Source organism: Paracoccus seriniphilus (assembly GCF_028553745.1).
GTDB classification, from domain to species: Bacteria; Pseudomonadota; Alphaproteobacteria; order Rhodobacterales; family Rhodobacteraceae; genus Paracoccus; species Paracoccus seriniphilus.
In genome coordinates this window covers 176,366-194,230 of record NZ_CP067131.1, presented here as the reverse complement: position 1 = coordinate 194,230, position 17,865 = coordinate 176,366, and the positions used below count along the sequence as shown (strand labels likewise).

Here is a 17,865-nt window from a genome sequence, read left to right as displayed (position 1 = left end):
GGCATTCCTTTCGTCCATAGCTTGTCGTCACCGCGGGAAAGCGATGGCGGCACGGGTCAATTGGCCAAAATTCTGGCCTGTTCCTTTTCGATAAGCCGCTGCAAATGCAGGCGAAACAACTTGGCCCCCTTGTCCAGCCCAAGGTCGAGGTTCGGCGTCTTCTTGTTGGTCATGCCGCGGTGCACCGCGACCAGAACCTGCCGATCTTCCTCAAAGGCCATCCGGGCCCCGGCATTCATCTTTTCCGAAATCGTTTTGTCCTGCGGGTCGGTATTGCGATGCTGGAACCAGAAATAGCGACTGCGGTTCTCATCGATCGGGGTCATGAAATTGTAGGAAATGTTGATATAGGTCTGCGCGTTTGGCGCTGCGCCGGGGCCACCCGTACCAGCAGGCGTATAGACCGACTTGTTTGTGCCGATTGCCGGAAAATCCATCTGGTAATGCTGCAACCGATCGCAATTTCCCTCGAATTTGACCAAGCCCGCATAATAGGGTGAGGGCGGCTTGTCATGAATCCAGCGTGAGACGATGACCCCGCTATCGGTGACCTCGACGTTCAGCGGTTCATCATCAGTTCCCGCACCGGCGAAAGAGGTCACATGCACCCAGGCGACATGGCTTGGGTCCAGAAGATTGTCCGCGATCCACAGATAATTGCAGTCGATATCAAGCACGCCACCATCGGTACATCCCCAGTCGGGATTGTCGAAATTCTCGATCTTGAAGATCTTGTCAGGGTCGGCCAGCGCCGGATCTCCCATCCATATCCACAGCAGTCGGTAACGATCCACCACCGGATAGGAGCGCACCACCGCCTTGGAGGGAACCCTGCCGGGTTGGGTGGGCGCCGCCACGCAAGAACCGGAGCAGTCGAATGTCAGGCCGTGATAGCCACAGACCACGACATCTCCGTCGATCTTGCCATCCGAAAGCGGCAGCTTGCGATGCGGGCAGGCGTCCTCAAGCGCGACCGGCGTACCGTCCTGCTTGCGATAGATGACGATTTCCTCACCGAGGAAGGTCTCGGCCTTCAGTCCTCGGTCGAAATCCTTGCTCCAGCCTGCGACATACCATGCGTTTCGGAGATACATATCCAGCCCGCCCTTTCTCGATGTTTGTCATCGAAACCTAAGGCAGGGCGACTGACGTTCCCAATAACGGAATTATAATATGAACCATTAGTTCATCTTATGAAGCCCTTTGGGTCAGATCTGCCTCTTCGAACAGCCAGTCGCGGAACCTCCGCAGATGCGGGGCCTTCAGCGCGGCCTGAGGGCAGACAAACCAATATGAGAATTGCGACATGGCTTCCCCTTCGAAGGGACGCATCAAACTGCCATCGGCCAGCGCCTCATTGACCAGAGGCTCACGTCCAAGCGCCACACCCAACCCCTGAATTGCCGCTTGGACAACCATATTGGCCTGACCAAACTTCCGGGTACGCGCAGGTTCCGGCGTAGTCTGTCCGGTCTGCTCGGCCCAGAAACTCCAGGTCGGCGGGTTGCCTCCGATATCGACGATATTGTCAACGAGAAGCGTATGCTGCGATAGATCTGCAAGGCTGTTCAGCGGCGGATCCTGTTCAAGCAGCTTCGGAGAGCAGACCGGATAGATCTTCTCGCTCAGCAATCTTTCGACATGCAGGCCGGGATAATCGCCAAATCCGTAAAGAATTGCACAATCGGCCTGGCCAGAGACAAAGCCACGGCGCAATGGATCCGTCGAAATCGACACTGGCGTTTCACCATGGCTCAGATCGAACTTGATCAGCCTTGCGAACAGCCAGTTCACCGCCAGCCCCGGCGGGACAGAGATCACGATGCTCGTTTCGCTTCGGCCCTTCCGACGCAGTTCGTTGCACAGATCCGCGATTTGCCCAAGCCCGCTGGCCACAGCATCAGCCAGTTGTTGTCCCTCGGCAGTGGGGGTGGTTTTGCGTTGGCCGCGGGTCAACAACGACCGGCCAATCCATTCTTCCACCACCTTGACCTGCTGACTGACGGAACTCTGGGTTACACCCAGCTCTTCTGCGGCCCGGCCAAAGCCCCGCAGACGGGCTACGGCCTCGAAAGTGCGTAATGCAGTATAGGGAAGATTCTGAAGCATATTAGTGTTCCTAATGTAGCTGTTAATGTTTTACAAATTGAACCTTCGCGAAGCTCCCCTCTAGCCTGACCCAAATCCGGTCACCTATCGAGGAGTACGTTGATCATGCCGTGTAATGTCGAGAAGGGCGCAGAGAACCTGCTTCGCAACTGCGCCGGCACCGGCAGGAACGACCAGGTTCTGATTCTGCACGAACCGGAGAACCTGGGCTATTATGATCGCGAGATCGTCACTGCGGTTGCGACGGTCGCGCGCCGCCTGGGGGCCAGGGTCAGCCTGCACGAAGTGCCCTTTGACCCGATTGCCACCTCTCTACCCGACTCGCTCACCGATATGATGCGGGCAGCTGATCAAACCGTGTTTCTGGCCCGGATTGGCGATCAGCTAAGATTTACCGACATTGGGGCGCATGGGCAGGCCGTGATCTCTTACGCGCTGGATGCCGAGATGCTTGGTTCGGCCTATGGCACCGCAGATTACCACGGCTTTGACGCGTTGAAATCGGCGCTGAACTCGATGCTCGGCAAAGCCGAAATCATCCATGCAACCTGTCCCAATGGCACCGAATTCACCGGCGCGGGGCCCGGCAGCGCAGTGCCTCCCCAGGATGTTGGTCTAAGGCGCTTTCCCATGCCGGTTTTCATGCCGCTGCCTGCCGCCGGATTCTCGGGCCGGGTTGCCTTGCCCGGCTTTCTGGTCGGCACAGGGTCGAAATATTACACGCCCTATATGATGGAATATGAAGGCACACTTTTCGCTGAATTCGATGCAGGGCGGATAACAGGGTTTTCCGGGGATTCAGAGGCAATCACTGCCGCCCAGAAGCACTATGACCACGTTGCGAAGCTTTTCGACATTGATCGCGACTTTGTCCATTCATGGCATGTAGGCATCCACCCGGGCTGCGGCTTTGCCGCCCCCGCAACAGATGACTTCATGCGCTGGAGCGGCGCAGCCTTCGGCAATCCGCGCCTGTTGCATTTTCACACTTGCGGCGCATACGCGCCCGGCGAAATCTCATGGAATGTGGTAGATCCGACCATCGTGGTTGACGGAGTTACCCTTTGGAAGGACGGCGTGCTGGATCCCGACGCGGTCCCCGGAGGGAGCGAGATCCTTGCTGCCTACCCCAGTCTGCGCGCCACTTTTGCACAACCCGATCGCCGCATCGGACTTTGATCGCGCCTCCAACTCAGCAAAGGATGCCACCGATGGCATATGAACTTGCCCTGGGCGACCCGGGCTATTCAGGCTGGTCGATGCGCGGCTGGCTGCTGTTCGAACGGTTCAACATTCCCGTCACCCCAAGATTCGCCCGGCTCGGCAGCGAAGATTTCAAGGCGATGATGCTGGATTTTGCGCCGGCGCGCAGTGTCCCGGCGGTGAATTTTGGCGATGTCACCATCGCGGACAGCCTGGCCATCGCCGAGGAACTGGCCAGCCGCCACCCCGAAGCCGGGATATGGCCCAAAGCCCCCGCGCATCGTGCCGTTGCCCGTGCGCTTGCCGCAGAAATGCATTCTGGGTTCCTTTCACTGCGCCGTGCCTGCCCGATGGACCTGCGCGAGGCCTTTGTGGCCAGACCGGTCGATGACGCCGTCCGCGCCAATCTGCAACGGTTGGAATATATCTGGGATCATGCCCGCAGGATCTGCAACAGTGACGGCCCCTGGCTATGTGGCGACTACTGCGCAGCCGACGCATTCTTTGCCCCGGTCGCGGCGCGCATCGCCGGTTTCGACCTGCCCGTTTCCGATAGAGCCGCGGCCTATGTGCAGGCGCATCTGCGCGATCCGTCATTCAGGCGATGGCGCGAGATTGCTCTCGCAGATGGCCCTCCGCGCCCGAAATTCACCCTTGATCATCCGCGTCGCGCCTGGCCCGACCCAACCCCGGAGCAAACATGAAACAGCGCTACTCGGTCTTTTCGCTCGTACGCAACGCGTTTTCCAGCCATGAGAACTGGTCAAAAGCCTGGCGCAGCCCACCGCTGAAGCCCGCCTATGACGTCATCATCATCGGAGCAGGCGGGCATGGCCTGGCCACCGCATATTATCTGGCGCGGGAATTTGGCATCACCAATGTCGCAGTGCTTGAAAAGGGCTGGCTGGGCGGGGGCAATATCGCGCGCAACACGGTGACCATCCGCTCGAACTACATGCGCGATGAATCAATCCCTTTCTATGTCAAATCCGTCGAGATGTTCGAAGGTCTGACCCGCGAACTCAACTTCAACATGATGCACTCCAAACGCAGCATGATTGACGTGGTTCAGACCTATGGCCGTCTGCGCGAATTGCGCCGCCGCCAGCTGGCCATGGACATTCACGGGGCCACCTATCAGCAGATCACGACACAAGAGCTGCGCCGCCGTATCCCGGCGTTGACCGGCGGCGGTGCAAACGCAAGATTGCCGATCATTGGTGGCATGGTTCACACGGATGCTGCGGTCAACCGCCATGACGCCGTGGCCTGGGGCTATGCTCGTGGCGCCGATTCACATGGCGTCGAGATCCATCAACAGACAGAGGTGACCGCGCTGATCCGGGGGGGCGATGGTGCCATTGCGGGTGTCGAGACCAACCGGGGCACGATCCGGGCCAAGCAGGTGGTCGTCGCAGTCTCGGGGCACACGACCACCCTGACCGAGACCGCCGGGCTGCGCCTGCCACTGCGCACCATGAATCTGACCGCCTTCGTCTCCGAGCCTGTAAAGCCGTTGATCGATGTCATCGTGAATTGCCCCGATAGCGGTTTCTACCTCAGCCAGTCCGACAAGGGCGAAATGGTGATCGGCGGCGCTCCTGACCGGGGCCAGAGCTTTCGGCGCGACATCAAGCAGCATGTCTTCGAAGACAGTGTCTCGATGATGCTTTCGCTGTTTCCTGCTTTCAAGAAGCTGAAGCTCATGCGGCAATGGGGCGGACATCTGGATATCGCCCATGATTCATCACCAATCATGTCGTTGACCGATGTCGCCGGCCTGATCGTCACGGCCGGCTGGTGGGGCGGCTACAAGGCAATACCGGCGGGCGGGCTGACGCTGGCGCATCTGGTCGCCAAGGGAACACCGCATCCATTGATGGCCGCCTTCACGCTCAACCGCTTCAAATCACTGGATTACGTCATGGAATCAGGCACGACGACAGCTCGATAGAGGATACATCATGCTACTCATATCCTGCCCCAATTGCGGCGAACGCAGCGAAGGCGAATTCACTTATGGGGGGCCGGTCCAGGCGCCGCGTCCCAACCCTCTTGAGACCAGCGACGAGGATTGGGTCGACTATCTGACGACAGTACCCAATCCGCTTGGCCCGGTACAGGAATATTGGTGGCACGCCGCGGGATGCGGACGCTGGCTCAGCCTTTGGCGCGACACCAGAACCCATGACATCGTGGAGCCCCCCCATGGCCTATGAATACCGTCGTCCCGAAGGCGGACGGATCGACCGCAGCCGCAAGCTGAGATTCCATTTCAACGGCAAGCCCTACAGCGGATATGCTGGCGACACGCTGGCTTCGGCGCTTCTGGCCAATGGTGTTTCTCTGACCGCGCGCAGCTTCAAATATCACCGCCCTCGGGGCATTGTCGGCAGCGGCGTCGAAGAGCCCGCGACACTGGTCGAACTTGAAGGTGAAGATGCCTCGGGGAACAATCCGGTCACCCTGGTGCCATTGCGCGACGGACTGCGCGCGAAATCGGTCAATTGCTGGCCTTCGCCCGGCTTCGATATTGGAAGCGTCAACCAGATGATCGCGCGCTTCATCCCGGCGGGGTTCTACTACAAGACGTTCAAATGGCCCGACTGGCACCTGTTCGAGCCTGCCATTCGCCGCGCCGCCGGGCTTGCACCTGCGCCCTCTGCCCCGCCTGCCAGCGGACGCTTCGAGGCGCGCAATGCCCATGCCGATGTGCTGATAGCCGGGGCGGGTCCGGCTGGGTTGATGGCGGCCCTGGTCGCGGGACGGGCGGGCGCAAGGGTCTTCCTTGCAGATGAGGGCAGCGAGCCAGGCGGTGGCCTGCTGGCGCGCAATCTGCGGATTGACGGTGCCCCTGCGCTGGAATGGGTCACGCGCGTCACCGCCCAGCTTGCCGAGATGAAGAATGTCACCCATCTGCAAAATGCCACTGTCTGGGCCTACCGCGAACACAACCTGCTGATGGTCAATGAACGCTCTCCCGCGACATCCGGCGTGATCGAGCGCAGTTGGCGCGTCCGTGCTGCTCAGGTCATCTGCGCCACCGGCGCCATCGAACGCAGCATGGTCTTTGCGAACAATGATCGACCCGGCGTGATGATGGCATCGGCAATCCAGACCTATGTCAACCGCTATGCCACCCTTCCGGGAACGCGCGCGGTGCTGTTCACCAACAACAACAGCGCCTATTCTGTTGCCGCCGACATGCGCGCGGGCGGGATCACGATCGCTGCAATCATCGACAGCCGCAGCACGGTGCCCCCTCAGGCTCTGGCAATGGTCAGCGGGATACGCGTCCTGACCGGGCATGTAATCACCAGTTGCAAGGGCCATCGTCGGGTGCGAAGCGTCTCGGTCGCGGCCCTTGACGGCAGCAATGTGCAGAACATCGCCTGCGATCTTGTTGGCCTGTCGGGCGGCTGGAACCCGGCGCTGCATCTGTTCTCACAATCTCGCGGCAGCCTGAAATATGACCCCGGTATCGCCAGCTTCATCCCCGACGTGCCGGCACAGCCGACGCACAGCGTGGGTGCAGCTTCAGGTCGCATGTCGCTGGCCGAAGCCCTGCAGACCGGGGCCGAGGTGGCCCGGATGGCAAGCCAGAGTCTCGGGCTTGACCCGGATCCCGGCGAGGTGCCGGATGCCGAAGATCTGCCCTATGCCATCGAACCGCTGTGGCGGGTGCAGACCCGCAAGACCAGGGGCAAGGCCTTCCTCGACATTCAGAACGATGTCTCGGTCGATGATGTGCATCTGGCCTTGCGCGAAGGCTATGACAATGTCGAGCATGTCAAACGCTACACCACCGGCGGCATGGGAATCGATCAGGGCAAGACCGGCAACATCAACATCATCGGCACCATTGCCCTGCAACAAGGGCTGGCCTTGCAGGAGGTCGGAACCACCACCTTCCGTTCGCCCTATACGCCGGTTTCTTTCGGTGCCATCGCCGGGCTTCGCGAAGACAGCGTAGTCCTGCCCTATCGCCATACCCCTCTGACGCAATGGCACCGTGACAATGGCGCCGTCATGTATGAGGCTGGCGCACGCTGGCAACGGCCCGGCTACTATCCCCGTCCCGGCGAAAGCCTTCAACAGACTGTCAATCGCGAATGCGACACGGTCCGGAAAGCGGTCGGAGTCTATGATGGCTCTCCGCTTGGTACATTCGAACTCAAGGGTCCCGACACGCCCGCCTTTCTTGATCTGATCTACACCAACATCATGTCCAGCCTGAAGCCCGGCAACGGCAGATACGGGCTGATGCTGACCGATGACGGGTTGATCCTTGATGACGGTGTGACCTTCCGTCTTGATGAACAGCGCTGGCTGATGTCCAGTTCGACCGGCAATGCCGATGCAGTCTATCAGCACATGGAGAAGCTGCTGCAGACGGAATATCGGCATTGGCAGGTCCATGTCACTCCGCTGACCAGCCAATGGGTCAACGCCACGGTTTGCGGCCCGCTTGCCCGCAAGCTGTTGCAAACACTTGGCACCGATATTGACCTGTCGCCGGGCGCTTTCCCCTTCATGGCGCTGCGTGAGGGTCATGTCGCGGGGCTACCGGCACGAGTGATGCGGGTCAGCTTTACTGGCGAGTTGTCCTACGAGATCAACGTCATGCCAAGACACCTTGAAACCCTGTGGGAAAGCATCCTGCAAGTCGGGGCCGTTCTTGGCATCGCGCCCATCGGCTCGGAGGCCAATCACGTGCTGCGCGTCGAAAAGGGCTTTCTCTCGCTTGGTCACGAAGCGGATGGCACCGTCGACCCTCATGATCTGGGTATGAGTTGGGTAATGTCGAAAACGAAACCCGACTTCATCGGCAAGCGCGCCATTGCCCTGCGACGCGCCAATGGCAAGCCACGTCGCGAGTTGGTCGGCCTGTTGCCCCGCGATCCGAACCAATCAATGCCCGAGGGCGCACCGCTGACACCGGACGGGCGCAAACAGGCCTCCGAGGGGCTGGTCACGGCCTGTGTCTGGAGTGCGATCAATCAGTCCTGGATCGGGTTGGCACTACTGGAAAACGGGCGCGCCCGTCAGGGTCAGACGGCGCATGTCCGGCTGCCCGGCTCTGTCATCGAGGCAAAGATCACCGCTCCGGTGTTCTACGATCCTGAAGGAAAGATACTGAGGTCCTGAGATGAGCTATGATGTTATGATATCCCGCCAACCGATCTCGGCAATTTTCGACCTCAAAGGTCCGCACACGGCCTTGCAGGAATGGCTCGGAATAGCATTTCCCGCCCTGCCAAAGCAGATTAACCAGCAAATCACCGGTGACGGAGTTTGCCTCTGTCATATCGGCCCGGATCATTGGTTGCTGCGCGCAGAAATCCTTCGTGAGGAGGCCCTGAAATCGGCTCTCATGCCCGACAGGGCACCTTCGGAAATCAGCATTGTGCAAATTTCGGACAGTCTGGTTTTCTTTACCATCGAAGGTCCTGACGCGGAACAAATCATGTCCATCGCCTGTCCGCTGGATCTGCACTCCACCAGATTTGATCAAGCCTTCACCAGCTTCAGCACCGCCTTTGGCGTCAAAACGTTGATTTCCCGCATGGAACGTGGATTCGAGATCGGGGTCGATGCAAGCTATGCGAATATGGTGGTCGATTACCTCGAACGCGCCAGTCTTGGCGCCGTTCAATGACAAGCTGGATTGGCAGATTATAGCCTGCGCGACACTTCGAATTTTCCGAATGACTGGACCCTCATGACCACATACTGCCTAACTGTCACCTGCCCCTCGCAACGCGGGATCGTGGCTGCGATTTCCTCTTTTCTGGCCGATCATGGCTGCAATATCACCGACAGCAGCCAGTTCGACGATCAGGAAACCGGGCAATTCTTCATGCGCGTCAGCTTCGTGCTGGAAGAAGAGACCGATCTGGCCAGCCTGTCGCAGGCATTTGAAGCCGTTTCGGCGAAATTCGCGATGACCTTCCAGTTCCATGACGAGGCCCGCAAGATGCGCGTGGTGATCATGGTCAGCCGTTTCGGGCATTGCCTGAACGACCTTCTGTACCGGGTTAAGATCGGTGCGCTGCCGGTGGAAATCGTCGCGGTGATTTCCAACCATATGGATTACCAGAAGGTGGTGGTGAATGCCGATATTCCCTTCCACTGCATCAAGGTGACCAAGGAAAACAAGCCCCAGGCAGAGGCCGCGATCATGAAGGTGGTCGAGGATACAGAGGCCGAGCTGATCGTTCTGGCACGCTACATGCAGATCCTCTCGGATGAGATGTGCCAGAAGATGTCGGGCCGGATCATCAATATCCACCATTCCTTCCTGCCCAGCTTCAAGGGCGCGAACCCCTACAAGCAGGCCTATGAGCGCGGTGTGAAGCTGATCGGCGCGACAAGCCACTACGTGACCGCCGACCTGGACGAAGGCCCGATCATCGAACAGGACATCGTGCGCGTGACCCATGCCCAGAGCGCCTCGGATTACGTCAGTCTTGGCCGCGATGTCGAAAGCCAGGTGCTGGCGCGTGCCATCCACGCCCATGCCCATCATCGCGTGTTCCTGAACGGCAACAAGACCGTTGTCTTCCCGGCCTCGCCCGGGTCTTTCTCCAGCGAGCGGATGGGATAGGTTTTTGATCCCATGGTTTGATCGTGCGATGAGCTACTCCCCATCTGTTGGACAGGATCTGGCGTAATTTAAGCTACTCGTTGCACCTGCGGATCGGGTTGGTTGATATCATTTCTCTACCAATAGACCGTAACCGTTCGATTGGCCTTGCAGTTACCCACAAGTCCCCGGTGGTTAACGTCCTACAATGCGGGCCCCCTCAACAAGATCGGCGAGTTGGGCGAGGCCGCGCCATATGACGGTTGTTCCCGGTGGCGGATCGGAGGCGCGGTCGAGATAGCCTCCGAGGCGCGCGACGGCCTTGACATAGAACTCCAGGTCATGTGTTGCCATGCGCTTTCTGTCCGGCGTTGCGTGTTCAAGCGGGTGGCGCTCGTCATCCGTGAAGACCGCAGCAGGGTTTGCGACTGGTGCCTCACGGCTGAGCATTGTCAGCCATGACACGCGCCAGGCCACGACGCAGCAGAGCGCGATGCAGTTGGCCAGGCGATCAGCCGTGGCCAAGCGCAGCTCTTCGACCTGTGCTTTCGAGATCATTGGAACGGCGTCGAAGCTGTCCATCGTCTTGCCGGGCGGCAGGTGCGCTTGGGCAAGATGGCGGGTGATCCTGCGGTGGGCGCGGTCGGCCTGTTCGGCAAACTGCGGCCACAGGGTCTTGATGGTGGGCAACCGCAGGTCGTTCAGCATGATGCTGAGGCGGGCCTCATCGACGGTATGGGAGCTCGTCATGTCGGTACTCCTGCAGCATCCGCCGTTTTGACGAGGGCCTCATAGCTGTCCAGGGACACGGATTGCACGGTGACGGTCGGCAAACAGGCCGGATCCGGGGCGAATTGCCTTCGCAGGGCAGCAAGATCGGGAAGACCGTCAGCCTCGAGCACCTTGGCCAGTTCCGCCGCCAGCGCTCGCTCGCAGTTGCACTCATGCGTCAGGGCAAGCAACTCGACGGTGATCTTGCAGGCCTGCCGTTCGGGCAGCCGGTCGATGAGCCCTCAAAGGCACGCTGATACTCCTGGCGCGGGAAGAGCTTGTCGCGGTAAACTAGATGCAGAAGGGCCATGGGCTTTCTGCGCCGTGAATGGATGACATGGTGATGGTTTACGATCTGGTCATGCTTGCCGTTCGCCTTGGCCCGCTCCCTGGGCAGGGTCAGCAGGTGGGCGCCGCCGGTGAAGACATCGAGCTATGCAGGAAGCCCGTCGATCCTTTCGATGGAGGTCAGGTCGTTGTCCCAGTTCGCGCGACTGGAACAGCAGATATGCGCGTTGGGTTGTATGTCGAACTGACTGTCAAGCGACCCTGCGGGCACCACAAGCAAACCAATCTCCGGCTGGGAAACAGGCAGTGCAGATCCGCAGTCGGAGCAAAAGCTTTTCATGTGGCGTGATCCAGGGAGACGAAACGTCTTGATGTATGCCTCGCCTGAAACCCAGATGAGTTTGGCTGTGGACGAAAACAGGTTTGCCGAATGGGCCGAACCGCTATCCTTGCGGCAGCGGGAGCAGTGGCACAGGAAAAAGCGCTCGAACTCTCCAGATATGCGGAATTTCACTGCGCCGCAGAGGCATTGTCCCGTAGTCGGATTGTTGTCCATTCACACTCCTCGCGACCGGCGCTGCCCTGCTGCCAGCCGAACGCATTTCTTTGTTCCCTTGTATCCGCGTGTTGGATCCCGGTCAAAAATGGCTCAACTGAGCGTCAGTCTCGGCGTCGCAGAAATGCATAAAACACTGGGATCTAGCCGCTACTCTTAGCTTTAACTCATTGTTTTTCTGTATCTGTGCTTCAAATTTGGGCTGTGAGGGCCTGAACATTTCGAAGTTGATCTGTTGTCTTGATACAGTTTGTTTGCCATGCAGATGTCCTCGATCCATCTGATATCGCAGCTTCCCGAGCGTCGGGGGCGCTATGCAAAGTTGGGGTCATCGGATCTGGTGATGCACAGCGAGGCCTTTGAGGCTTACCAGGCATTTGTGGATGCCGGGCTTGCGCGGCACGCCTGCCACAGTCGATTGCGCAGGACTATTTCGGACGGCGCGGGTTGAACCAGAGTTCGGCCGCGCGGCAGTTGGGAATCGGGCGGTCCCGGCTGAGGCATCATCTCGGCTGACTGATGGCGGCGGTTATTCCTGTGCCACCACGCGACACGCCACATGAGAACATGCTGGATGGTCTGCCGGCAGGGCTGGCATGGGATCTGCATGAGGAAGCAACCCGCCTGCTGGCATTGTTGCCCGAGGATAGCTGGAACAGTGCGGTGCTCGCCGCGCAAATGCGCTTCCTGCGGCCTCCCGGTAAGGCCCGGCCCGCAATTGCCGCAAAGCCTGTCAGACTGCGCAGCTTTGGCCTTGCGGCGGCATTGTGGTTTTTCGCCCAGACCCGCCGTTGACAGGTGTCGCGTTGCCCTGAATTGGGCTCTGCCTCAATCTGTGTGGCCTAGGGGGTTCTCCCTATTTCTCCGTAGGAAGATCACTTCTAGGCTTTCTCTCAACACAACATCGGATCCCCAAGAACTGGGAGGAGCGCGGCGCGGAATCCGATGCACCGACTTCCCGACGAGGGGCCACATACGCGGCCGACAACGGTTTTTTTCCGTTGAACCCATGCACCGCGTGGCGGCCCGGCCGTCGCCAACAAAACACTTATGGAGGAAGTGAATGATGCCTTATTCGCACGAGATGCTGACGACGGCGTACTACCGTATGAGCCTGATACGGACCTTTGAAGACCGCCTGCATGTGGAGTTCCAGACCGGTGACATTCCGGGGTTCATCCACCTGTATGCCGGGCAGGAGGCCTGCGCCGTCGGCTGCACCGCGCATTTCAAGAAGCAGGGACGGCTCCGATCCTCGAACCGGCGGTGATCGGAGCCGTCGATCTGGATCAACTCGCCATAGCATTCCCGGCGCACACGCGGCTGGTGGAACGTCCGGCGCTGTTTACGGGACAGCCAGATGCCGTCTTCAATCATCCATTTGCGCAGCGTCTCAAGGGACACCATGAACCCGTGATGTTCCGCCAGCTTTTCCGAAGCCAGCGTCTGCCCGAAATCCACATAGACTTCTTTTATCAACGCCAGGGCACAGTCGCACTTCGCCTTGTGAATCCGGTTGTTCGCAGGCTTGCCACGCGCTTTGTGCCGGATCGCCGCCGCACCACCCAATCAATATCGCTTCAGCAGCCTGAATATCTGGCGCCGCGTCAGATCCAACAGGGGCGCCGCGTTGTCTACCGTCAGCCGGCCATCACCGACCTGCGCCAGAACTTCCACACGATTCAGCTCGCGCTTGCTCATCATCACCCATCCCATGCCCGATCCTTCTGCCTGCTATCATCGTAGGCGAGAGTGACACTTCTGAATTGCTCATGGATGACATTTTAGCTTTGCGTGGAGGCTCAAGGGTCGTTGCGACGCTTCCTTCTATCCTGGCTTCATGAGTTCGTCCCTGAAGGCTTCAGCCGGTCTGCGCCATCCGAGGCATTTTCTGGGTGTGCCGTTCAAGCGGTCGCAAATCGCCTTCATTGAGCGATTTGAGAGCGCGGCCACAGGCGTATCCCGTGGCAGATAGCGGCGGGTCCGCTTGTTGAGGTTCTCGACGGATCCTTTCTGCCAGGGCGCTTGGGGATCGCAGAACCACGCTTCCGTTCCGATCCCAGGCTTGAGCTTGCGCCAGTTCCGGAACTCGATCCCTCTGTCGAAAGTGATGGAGCTCCGCGCCGGCTGGGGCAGGGGTTCCATGACGTCCATCAGCCGGTTCATCAGGTGTGTGGTGCTCCGGTCCTGGTTTCTGAACAAGACGGCAAACCGCGTCTTTCGCTCTACAAGCGTGGCCACGTTGGCATTGCCCTGGGCGCGTTCGAAAATCATCAGATCGCCTTCCCATTCACCGAATGTCTCGCGGGACTTCACGTGCTTCGGGCGCTGATGAATGGAGCGCTCCGGCGGGAAAACAAGGCCGCGCGGCCTGCGCGCATGGCGCGGCTGCCGTTTCTTGCGCCGGCTCGGCAGGTGGCGCGCCAGTTCTTCGGATTGGCCATCGGGGCCATAGACGTAAGCGTAAATGGTCTCGTGGCTCACGCGCACCGGTTGGCCTTCAAACCAAAGACGGCCGGCAATCTGCTCTGGTGACCAGCCTTCCTTCAATTGGGTGATCACTGCTTTGCGCAGTTCTTTCAATCGCACGAGTTTGCGGCGGCGCATGCGTCTGGCGGCCGCGGTTCGCTGCGCGTTCACACCGTAGTAGCCGTTCAGATATGGCAGTTCATTATCTTCAAAGCGGTTGCGCTTGATTTCCCGGTAGACAGTAGAGCGATGCCTGCCGAGCGAAGCCGCGATCTTGCTCACGGGCGTCTTTGCGTTCAGCATATCCTCAATTGTGCGCCGTTCTCGCAAATCCAGCTCTATGTGGGCCATCTTCCATTCTCCTTGCTTTCCAGCAAGATAGGGGAATTGTCGCAACCCAATCTAGAATGTGCCCCGGCTACATCTATTAATCTAGTAATCTGTGTTATGGAATACCTTCCGCAGATTATCGCAAATAGCTCACCTAGATCAGCTCTCGGGCTGTCGCATTTACTTATTTTCCCCCGTTACACACGCTATGTCGCTGTAAACAAAAAAATTATCATAAACAATTACTTAGTCGTAACTTCATGTGTAACCGCGCTCTGAGCAGCCTGATTCCCTGCTGCCGCGTGCCGTCGGTGCGCGAGGTGATCGGGCCTTGATGGCGGGAAACGCTTCCAAGCGTTCTGCCGATCAGAAAAGATCCTGTCCCTGAAAGTGGCTGTCATCAACAGGCGGTGGCTGGACTTCACCAGGCATCAGTCACTGCAGGTCATAGCCCGCGCGCTCACCAAAAGACTTGGGAGCTCGGTGAAGCTCTTGCCGGTCCAGCCCTATCGAATTCGCATAGCGCTCGACCTGTAACTCGGCACCAGATCCCTGATCTGATGCGGTGGATGCCCCCACCCAGCGGCATCTCATATGCCATGATGGTTCCATTGGAGCCGAACGGAGAGCATATCAATGAAGACGACGATCAGCATGCTGGCAATCGACCTGGCGCAGGGCAGCTTCCAAGTTTGCGCAATCGGAACGGAGGGACGTGCGTGGATGCCCCCTGTTTGGCAAGCACCATCTTCGCTCTTTCGGCAGGGTCTTCGATCGGACCTGTGTCAGGCCCCTGAACGTGGGCTTCCATGACGCCCGGGCCGGTATGCTGTTCGGAAGACTGGGTTCACATCGGCTCAGAGAGCTGCAAGGGCTCGAGCCCCGGGTCTGAATGTCCCTGCCTTGAACTTCGAAGTCCGTGTCGCCTACTCCTCGTCGATCGCCCTGGCCTTGCGGCCCTGTCGTGCCTACGCCCTTCCTCGGGACTGAGGTCGCGCCATTCGATAGTCTTCCTGCTTTTTCGTCACGGCCCGGATCATGCGCGCCATCTTGTTCGCCAGCGCCACCGCCGCGACCATCCTCGGCTTGTGTGCTACCAGCGCGGCCAGCCAGCGGTTCGGGCTTCCGCCCTTGCGAACCACCCAGCGGATCACGCTCATGGCGCCGACGATGAGCAGGCGGCGGATGTCGGTGAGCCGCGGTCGCGCAGCCCGGACCCGTTTCGCGATCTGCGACCCGAATTTTCCACCCATGCCCGGATCGCCTCATAGCCCACCACGATGCCACGCTCGGCCAGCAGATCTTCGACATCACGCAGGCCGTCTGGGAAAGGATGGAGCGCGGAAAGCGGTGGCCTTTCAGGCGCGGTGCGGAAATCTGACCAATCATCGCCCGGAGCTACCCAGCTGCCCTGGAAAGGGCAATAACTTGACGATCCCTTTCCACCAGCTACAATATCTTGCAGATCCGGTTGGCATCCAGCATCGCCGCATGGATGCCGCGCGCCGAGATGCAATCGCCGATGCGGAACAGGGCAAAACTGTCGGGTTCCGTCGTGCCCTCGACCACAGCGGGTTGCTGGCGACCCTCGATCAAGGCCGCGATCTCGCTCTGGCCGGCATTCACCGAAAGCACGGCAAGGTCTTCATAAAGATCATCCATCGGAACCGTGCCTGTTTCGATCACGACCTGATCATAATCCTGCACATCCTCCTGCGCGCTGTATTCATTGCGCAATGTCGCCCTGATCCGATTGTCAGCGCGTTCCAGCCCGATCAGACGCCAATCGGGCCTGATTGTCACACCGGCGGCATAGAGGTTGCGCAGGTGGATGGCGTGGTTGGTGACGCCGACATTCTCAGCGATCATCCGATCTGGCGTCACCAGTTCGACCTGGCTGTCGGCGCTGGCAATATATTCGGCGACCGTCGGGCCGCTTTGACCGCCGGTCTCGTCATAGACCAGAACCCTGCCGCCAAGTGGCGCCTCTCCGGAAAGAACATCCCAAACCGAGTTCCCCAGCATGTCTCCTCCGGCGATCTGACCGGTTTCGGGCAATCCCCCCGTCGCCAGAATGACGACATCCGGTGACAACTGCTGAATATCCTCGGCCTCGGCATAGATGTTGAAGCGGAAATCAACACCCAGCGACAGACAGCGGTCATAAAGCCAGCGGGTAATGCCGATCATGTTCTGCCGCCAGGGAATCCGCGCCGCATATGTAACCTGCCCGCCGGGATCGGATTGCGCCTCCAGAACCGTGACCTTGTGACCGCGCTCGGCAGCGACGCGGGCGGCTTCCATGCCAGCGGGACCGGCGCCGACGATGACCACCTTGCGGGTTGTCCCGGCAGCGCTGGTGTCATGCGTAAATGTGTTCTCGCGCCCCGTCACAGCATTATGCAGGCAAAGCGCATCTCCCCCCCGATAAATGCGGTCGATGCAGTAGCCAGCGCCGACACAGGGGCGGATCTCTTCGTCCTTTCCCTCAAGATGCTTGCGCACCATATGCGGGTCGGCGATCTGCGCGCGGGTCATGCCGATCAGATCGACATGGCCTTCGCTGACGGCAAAATTTGCCGTCGCCAGATCGCCGACGCCGGCCGCATGCAGCACGGGCAGACCGGTGGCGCGGCGCACCTTGCCAGCCAATTCCACAAATCGGCCCGCCGGGAAGGCCATGGACGGGACGGTCTCGGCCACGCCTGCCTTGGTCCAGTTCGCCGCGCCAGAAACATTCAGACAATCGACCAGCCCGCTTTTTGCATGGGCCAGCGCGATGGCGATCCCGTCTTCTTCGGTGATGCCCCCGTCGATGAATTCATTCGCGGTGAAGCGCAGGCTGACGATGAAATCCCTGCGCACCGCCTCGCGCACCGCGTCCAGCACCTCCATGCCAAACCTGAGACGGTTTTCCAAAGACCCGCCATAGCCATCCGAACGGGTGTTTGCCAACGGGCTCCAGAACTGGCCGATCAGATGTCCCGAGACCAGCAGTTCGACCCCGTCCAGCCCACCTTCCGAGCAGCGCCTTGCGGCGGCGGCGTAATCGGCCACGATGCGCCGGATATCTGCCGGTTCGATGATTTTCGGCATCGCCCCATGCGCCGGTTCCCGCAGTGCCGAAGGGGCAACGGTGGGCAGCCAGTGATTGCCGTCTGGGCGGGTGCGGCGTCCGGCATGGCTGAGTTGACAGATCAGCGGCACATCATGGGCATGGATGCGATCGGCAAAGGCCCGGAAATGGGGAATGATACGGTCATCCGAGACGTTCAGCTGACCGAAGCTGGGAGGAGAATCCCGTGAAACCGAAGACGCCCCTCCGAACATGGTCATGGCCAGACCACCGCGCGCCTTCTCTTCGTGATACCGCTGATAACGCTCGCCCGGAATTCCCTCTTCGGCATAGGCCGGAGCATGGCAGGTGCTGATGATCCTGTTCTTGAGCGTCAGATGTCCAAGCTCAAATGGCTGGAACAGGGCTTTGTAAGGGGATGAGGTCATATGTCTACACGCAGTCCTGGATGGGGCGAGAGATGGAGGTCGCAAAGAC

Annotated in this window: 15 protein-coding genes and 5 pseudogenes; 9 read left to right on the top strand and 11 right to left on the bottom strand. The window is 59.6% G+C overall.

Annotated features, from left to right (window positions below; translation table 11 throughout):
* Positions 1-56: 56 nt before the first annotated feature.
* Together JHW44_RS17290 and JHW44_RS17285 are read right to left on the bottom strand one after the other, a co-directional pair.
* Positions 57-1,094: an aromatic ring-hydroxylating dioxygenase subunit alpha gene (locus tag JHW44_RS17290; protein WP_089345853.1), complete on the bottom strand. Its 1,038-nt coding sequence runs from the start codon at positions 1,092-1,094 to the stop codon at positions 57-59.
* Positions 1,095-1,191: 97 nt separating this feature from the next.
* Positions 1,192-2,109, bottom strand: a complete 918-nt coding sequence (locus JHW44_RS17285; protein ID WP_089345854.1) for a LysR substrate-binding domain-containing protein — start codon at positions 2,107-2,109, stop codon at positions 1,192-1,194.
* A 105-nt stretch (positions 2,110-2,214) separates the two neighbouring features.
* Between JHW44_RS17285 and JHW44_RS17280 the strand changes: the two genes are divergently transcribed.
* The 7 genes from JHW44_RS17280 (at position 2,215) to purU (ending at position 9,919) form a co-directional block, all read left to right on the top strand.
* On the top strand, positions 2,215-3,288 hold the full coding sequence (locus JHW44_RS17280; RefSeq protein ID WP_089345855.1) for a hypothetical protein: 1,074 nt from the start codon (positions 2,215-2,217) through the stop codon (positions 3,286-3,288).
* Between the two features lie 32 nt (positions 3,289-3,320).
* Entirely contained in the window at positions 3,321-4,016 is a 696-nt protein-coding gene (locus tag JHW44_RS17275) for a glutathione S-transferase (RefSeq protein WP_089345856.1), read from the top strand.
* Positions 4,013-5,266 carry an FAD-dependent oxidoreductase gene (locus tag JHW44_RS17270; RefSeq protein ID WP_089345857.1) on the top strand — a complete coding sequence of 418 codons (1,254 nt, stop codon included), beginning with the start codon at positions 4,013-4,015 and terminating at the stop codon, positions 5,264-5,266. Before JHW44_RS17275 ends, JHW44_RS17270 begins: the two co-directional genes overlap by 4 nt.
* A 10-nt stretch (positions 5,267-5,276) precedes the next feature.
* Complete coding sequence (locus tag JHW44_RS17265; RefSeq protein ID WP_089345858.1) at positions 5,277-5,531, top strand: sarcosine oxidase subunit delta; 255 nt, start codon at positions 5,277-5,279, stop codon at positions 5,529-5,531.
* The gene (locus tag JHW44_RS17260) at positions 5,521-8,460 is read left to right on the top strand and encodes a sarcosine oxidase subunit alpha family protein (protein WP_089345859.1); all 2,940 of its coding nucleotides are present in this window, start codon (positions 5,521-5,523) and stop codon (positions 8,458-8,460) included. The genes JHW44_RS17265 and JHW44_RS17260 overlap by 11 nt, the downstream gene beginning before the upstream one ends.
* A 1-nt stretch (position 8,461) precedes the next feature.
* Complete coding sequence (locus JHW44_RS17255) at positions 8,462-8,971, top strand: aminomethyltransferase family protein (RefSeq protein ID WP_089345860.1); 510 nt, start codon at positions 8,462-8,464, stop codon at positions 8,969-8,971.
* Positions 8,972-9,034: 63 nt separating this feature from the next.
* Positions 9,035-9,919 carry a formyltetrahydrofolate deformylase gene (gene purU / locus JHW44_RS17250; RefSeq protein ID WP_272850350.1) on the top strand — a complete coding sequence of 295 codons (885 nt, stop codon included), beginning with the start codon at positions 9,035-9,037 and terminating at the stop codon, positions 9,917-9,919.
* Between the two features lie 174 nt (positions 9,920-10,093).
* Here purU and JHW44_RS17245 read toward each other — a convergent pair whose 3' ends face one another.
* From JHW44_RS17245 to JHW44_RS17230, 4 genes and pseudogenes are all read right to left on the bottom strand, one after another.
* Positions 10,094-10,456 carry an IS4 family transposase gene (locus tag JHW44_RS17245; protein ID WP_272850367.1) on the bottom strand — a complete coding sequence of 121 codons (363 nt, stop codon included), beginning with the start codon at positions 10,454-10,456 and terminating at the stop codon, positions 10,094-10,096.
* A pseudogene (locus tag JHW44_RS17240) lies at positions 10,436-10,648 on the bottom strand (hypothetical protein); the annotation flags it as partial. The gene JHW44_RS17245 and the pseudogene JHW44_RS17240, both read right to left, overlap by 21 nt.
* Positions 10,645-11,102 (bottom strand): annotated as a pseudogene (locus tag JHW44_RS17235) (IS21 family transposase); the annotation flags it as partial. The pseudogenes JHW44_RS17240 and JHW44_RS17235, both read right to left, overlap by 4 nt.
* A complete protein-coding gene (locus JHW44_RS17230) occupies positions 11,103-11,513 on the bottom strand; it encodes a GFA family protein (protein ID WP_089346194.1) in 411 nt (136 codons plus the stop codon).
* Between the two features lie 567 nt (positions 11,514-12,080).
* Between JHW44_RS17230 and JHW44_RS17225 the strand changes: the two genes are divergently transcribed.
* Positions 12,081-12,308, top strand: a complete 228-nt coding sequence (locus tag JHW44_RS17225) for a hypothetical protein (RefSeq protein WP_089346196.1) — start codon at positions 12,081-12,083, stop codon at positions 12,306-12,308.
* Between the two features lie 268 nt (positions 12,309-12,576).
* Positions 12,577-12,783, top strand: a complete 207-nt coding sequence (locus JHW44_RS17220; RefSeq protein WP_089346197.1) for a thiamine pyrophosphate-dependent enzyme — start codon at positions 12,577-12,579, stop codon at positions 12,781-12,783.
* On the opposite strand, the pseudogene JHW44_RS17215 reads toward JHW44_RS17220, so the two are convergent.
* The 5 genes and pseudogenes from JHW44_RS17215 to JHW44_RS17195 form a co-directional block, all read right to left on the bottom strand.
* A pseudogene (locus JHW44_RS17215) lies at positions 12,744-13,229 on the bottom strand (helix-turn-helix domain-containing protein); the annotation flags it as partial. The gene JHW44_RS17220 and the pseudogene JHW44_RS17215 overlap by 40 nt on opposite strands.
* A 111-nt stretch (positions 13,230-13,340) precedes the next feature.
* Positions 13,341-14,333 (bottom strand): IS30 family transposase, encoded by a 993-nt coding sequence (locus tag JHW44_RS17210; protein ID WP_272850362.1) that lies wholly within the window; start codon positions 14,331-14,333, stop codon positions 13,341-13,343.
* Between the two features lie 947 nt (positions 14,334-15,280).
* Positions 15,281-15,505, bottom strand: a pseudogene (locus JHW44_RS20535) (IS110 family transposase); the annotation flags it as partial.
* A gap of 3 nt (positions 15,506-15,508) precedes the next feature.
* Positions 15,509-15,627 (bottom strand): annotated as a pseudogene (locus tag JHW44_RS17200) (IS6 family transposase); the annotation flags it as partial.
* 134 nt (positions 15,628-15,761) lie between these two features.
* Complete coding sequence (locus JHW44_RS17195) at positions 15,762-17,816, bottom strand: NADH:flavin oxidoreductase (protein WP_089346155.1); 2,055 nt, start codon at positions 17,814-17,816, stop codon at positions 15,762-15,764.
* Positions 17,817-17,865 lie beyond the last annotated feature (49 nt).

Coding starts and splice junctions, on each gene's coding strand:
- JHW44_RS17290 (WP_089345853.1), bottom strand. CDS start 1,094: ATGTATCTCCGAAACGCATGGTATGTCGCAGGCTGGAGCAAGGATTTC.
- JHW44_RS17285 (WP_089345854.1), bottom strand. CDS start 2,109: ATGCTTCAGAATCTTCCCTATACTGCATTACGCACTTTCGAGGCCGTA.
- JHW44_RS17280 (WP_089345855.1), top strand. CDS start 2,215: ATGCCGTGTAATGTCGAGAAGGGCGCAGAGAACCTGCTTCGCAACTGC.
- JHW44_RS17275 (WP_089345856.1), top strand. CDS start 3,321: ATGGCATATGAACTTGCCCTGGGCGACCCGGGCTATTCAGGCTGGTCG.
- JHW44_RS17270 (WP_089345857.1), top strand. CDS start 4,013: ATGAAACAGCGCTACTCGGTCTTTTCGCTCGTACGCAACGCGTTTTCC.
- JHW44_RS17265 (WP_089345858.1), top strand. CDS start 5,277: ATGCTACTCATATCCTGCCCCAATTGCGGCGAACGCAGCGAAGGCGAA.
- JHW44_RS17260 (WP_089345859.1), top strand. CDS start 5,521: ATGGCCTATGAATACCGTCGTCCCGAAGGCGGACGGATCGACCGCAGC.
- JHW44_RS17255 (WP_089345860.1), top strand. CDS start 8,462: ATGAGCTATGATGTTATGATATCCCGCCAACCGATCTCGGCAATTTTC.
- purU (WP_272850350.1), top strand. CDS start 9,035: ATGACCACATACTGCCTAACTGTCACCTGCCCCTCGCAACGCGGGATC.
- JHW44_RS17245 (WP_272850367.1), bottom strand. CDS start 10,456: ATGATCTCGAAAGCACAGGTCGAAGAGCTGCGCTTGGCCACGGCTGAT.
- JHW44_RS17230 (WP_089346194.1), bottom strand. CDS start 11,513: ATGGACAACAATCCGACTACGGGACAATGCCTCTGCGGCGCAGTGAAA.
- JHW44_RS17225 (WP_089346196.1), top strand. CDS start 12,081: ATGCTGGATGGTCTGCCGGCAGGGCTGGCATGGGATCTGCATGAGGAA.
- JHW44_RS17220 (WP_089346197.1), top strand. CDS start 12,577: ATGATGCCTTATTCGCACGAGATGCTGACGACGGCGTACTACCGTATG.
- JHW44_RS17210 (WP_272850362.1), bottom strand. CDS start 14,333: ATGGCCCACATAGAGCTGGATTTGCGAGAACGGCGCACAATTGAGGAT.
- JHW44_RS17195 (WP_089346155.1), bottom strand. CDS start 17,816: ATGACCTCATCCCCTTACAAAGCCCTGTTCCAGCCATTTGAGCTTGGA.